1 protein-coding gene is annotated in these 2,061 nt (G+C 63.6%); it reads left to right on the top strand.

Annotation, left to right across the window (positions count from 1 at the left end; all coding sequences use genetic code 11):
• Window positions 1-15: 15 nt before the first annotated feature.
• The coding region (locus tag RH91_RS12555; RefSeq protein ID WP_081469581.1) for a dihydropteroate synthase at window positions 16-2,061 on the top strand (2,046 nt) is incomplete at its 3' end.

The raw sequence follows: 2,061 nt of genomic DNA on the forward strand, positions 1-2,061 counted from the left end.
AAGAACGAAACCATTATGACCACCTCCACCGCCAATTTCGTCAACATCGGCGAGCGTACCAACGTCACCGGTTCGGCGCGTTTCAAGAAGCTCATCATGGCGGGGGATTATCCCGCTGCGGTTGAGGTCGCGCGGCAGCAGGTCGAGAGCGGCGCGCAGGTGCTCGACGTCAACATGGACGAGGGCCTGCTCGACGCCGAATATGCGATGGTCACTTTCCTTAAGCTGATCGCCGCCGAGCCCGACATCGCGCGCATCCCGTTCATGGTCGACAGCTCGAAATGGTCGGTAATCGAGGCCGGGCTCAAGTGCGTCAGCGGCAAGCCGATCGTCAATTCGATCAGCATGAAGGAAGGCGAGGAGCAGTTCCTGACGCAGGCCAAGAAGGTCATGCAATACGGCGCAGCGGTCGTCGTGATGGCGTTCGATACGGTCGGACAGGCCGACACGCGGGCGCGCAAGCTCGAGATTTGCGGTCGCGCCTATGATTTGCTGATGGGGATCGGCTTCCCGCCCGAGGACATCATCTTCGATCCCAACATCTTCGCCGTCGCGACGGGGATCGAGGAGCATAACAATTACGCGGTGGATTTCATCGAGGCCTGCCGCGACATCAAGGCGCGCTGCCCGCACGCGCATATCTCGGGCGGCCTGTCGAACCTGTCGTTCAGCTTCCGCGGCAACGAGCCGGTGCGCCGCGCGATGCATTCGGTGTTCCTCTATTATGCGATCCCCGCCGGGCTCGACATGGCGATCGTCAACGCCGGGCAGCTCGACATCTATGACGCGATCGACCCCAAGCTGCGGCAGGCATGCGAGGACGTCATCCTTAACAAGGACGACGGCGCGACCGAGCGGCTGATCGCAATGGCCGAGAGCTTCAAGGGCACCGATGCGGTGGCGGAGAAGGCGGCGGCGGAATGGCGCGGGCTGCCGGTCAACAAGCGGCTCGAATATGCGCTCGTCAAGGGCATCGACATGCATGTCGTCGAGGATACCGAGGAAGCGCGCCAGGCGATCTTCGACAAGGGCGGGCGGCCGATCGAGGTCATCGAAGGCCCGCTGATGGACGGGATGAACGTCGTCGGCGACCTGTTTGGATCGGGCAAGATGTTCCTTCCGCAGGTCGTGAAATCGGCGCGTGTGATGAAGAAGGCGGTCGCGCATCTGCTCCCCTTCATCGAGGCGGCGAAGGAGCCCGGCGCACGCGGCAAGGGCAAGATCATCATGGCGACCGTCAAGGGCGACGTGCATGACATTGGCAAGAACATCGTCGGCGTGGTGCTCCAGTGCAACGGCTTCGACGTGGTCGACATGGGGGTGATGGTCCCGTGGTCGGATATCCTGAAGGCCGCGAACGAGAACGACGCGGACATGATCGGTCTGTCGGGGCTGATCACGCCATCGCTCGACGAGATGGTGACGGTCGCCGAGGAAATGCAGCGCGCGGGCATGACGATGCCGCTGCTGATCGGGGGCGCGACGACGTCGAAGGTCCACACCGCGTTGCGCATTGCGCCGGCGTATAAGGGGCCGGTGGTGCATGTGCTCGATGCGAGCCGGGCGGTCGGGGTGGCGTCGACCTTGGTCAGCGACACGATCCGTGACGAGTTCGTGCAGAAGACGTCGGATGAATATGAAGCGGTGCGGGTGGCGCGGGCGAACAAGGGGCAGAGCGAGCTCGTCCCGATCGAGGTGGCGCGCGCGAACGGGTTCGTGGCCGACATGGCGTTGAAGCCGGGGGCGCCTTTGCAGCCGGGCGTGCACGTGTTCGATGATTGGGATCTGGCGGATCTGCGCGAGCTGATCGACTGGACGCCGTTCTTCCGGGCGTGGGAGCTGGCGGGGAATTATCCGGCGATTCTGGATGACGAGATCGTTGGGGAAAGCGCGCGCAACCTGTTGGAGGATGCGCAGAAGATGCTCGACCAGATTATTGCGGAGAAGTGGCTGACGGCGAAGGGCGTGGCTGGGTTGTGGCCGTGCCGGCGTGAGGGGGATGATGTGGTCATCTCTTCTAAGCCCCTCCCCCTCGGGGGAGGGGTTGGGGGTGGGGCCGTG

The sequence above is a fragment of the Sphingomonas sp. PAMC 26617 genome (assembly GCF_000242835.1).
Taxonomy (GTDB): domain Bacteria; phylum Pseudomonadota; class Alphaproteobacteria; order Sphingomonadales; family Sphingomonadaceae; genus Sphingomonas.